The following is a 1,205-nucleotide window of genomic DNA, read 5'->3' as shown; positions in this document are numbered from 1 at the left end:
CGCTAATTTGCCTGCAAAAGGTGCAAATAACATCCCAATAATCCCAACCATGCGAACATATATGATTCCATCCTCATTCAGAGAAAATTTCTCCGTTAAGTAATCTCCGAGCACCGTATAAAAAGCAACAAATGAAAGTAATAACGTGATCGCAATGCTGTACGCTTGAATCAAACTTTTATCGGTCAATAGCGTTTGAAACTGTTGAAACATGGTCTGCAATTTGCGATTTGCTTGTTGTATGTCAGTCTTGGGAAGTAGTAATAGAACTATTACAGAAGTAAATAAATAAATCGAACCAGAATAATAAAAAACGCCTTGCCAACCAAACTGTTGACTGATATAACTACTAAATATTTGCCCTGCTATAGAAGAAATTAAGAAGCTGGAGCTAATAAATCCAATCGTGGTCACTCTTTTTTGAACCGGAAACTTATCTACCACATAGGCAATGGCAACTGGTGCAAAACTGGCTGCGGCGAATCCTTGAATAGAACGTAATGCAATCACCCAAGATAAGTTGCTAAAAATGGGTACTGCAAATGTACTAATAGTCAACATCAATAGTCCTGTGAACATGACTTGTTTTCGTCCAACACGATCAGATAATGGACCAGAAAATAAAGAACCGACAGCATAAAAAAAGAGAACGCACTTCCCGTCCAAGCAACATGAGCAACACTTGCATGAAAAACTTCACTGAATATAGACATTAAAGGAATGGTTAAATAATTACTTGCAACCACCACTAATCCGCACCAGAACAAAATAATAGTTAGTACATTGTAGTTCTGATGTAAAGGTGTATTTTCTTTCCTCAACATTATAAAACCCCCTTTATAATTAATTTACCTAAACTGAAACTTATTGATGTAGATTGTAGTTTAATTACAAAATTAAGTCAATAGGTAATTTGTAGATTAGCTTCTTTTATTGTAGAATAATTACAAGAATCAGCGTGAAAAGGCCTTCTAAAAAAGAGAAGCGGTATCTCACCGACAACATAGAAAAAATAAAATAGATATCGAAGGTTTCTAGATAAGTTAGGAGGGTGCTCTATGAGTGAAAAGGATCAAAATTTAAATGCACTATTGGACTTTGATTTGTTGAAAAAGCTGGTGGTTGGAATCGGTGAGGTATCCAAAATCACAGGGATTCCGACTCGTAAAATTCGTTATTGGGAAGAAAAAGGAGCCATTCAATCC

Annotated in this window: 2 protein-coding genes; one reads left to right on the top strand and one right to left on the bottom strand. The window is 35.7% G+C overall.

Annotation, left to right across the window (positions count from 1 at the left end):
• On the bottom strand, positions 1-666 hold a 666-nt coding region (locus tag ACE3MQ_RS27265; RefSeq protein WP_379398774.1), incomplete at its 3' end, for an MFS transporter.
• A 392-nt stretch (positions 667-1,058) separates the two neighbouring features.
• On the opposite strand from ACE3MQ_RS27265, the gene ACE3MQ_RS27260 reads away from it, so the two are divergent.
• Positions 1,059-1,205 (top strand): MerR family DNA-binding transcriptional regulator (locus tag ACE3MQ_RS27260; RefSeq protein ID WP_379398776.1); only part of this gene is annotated, 147 nt, incomplete at its 3' end.

This window comes from Paenibacillus lentus (assembly GCF_042714055.1).
GTDB classification, from domain to species: Bacteria; Bacillota; Bacilli; order Paenibacillales; family Paenibacillaceae; genus Fontibacillus; species Fontibacillus lentus_A.
The sequence above is the reverse complement of the archived record's forward strand: the minus strand, read 5'-3'. Positions and strand labels throughout refer to the sequence as shown.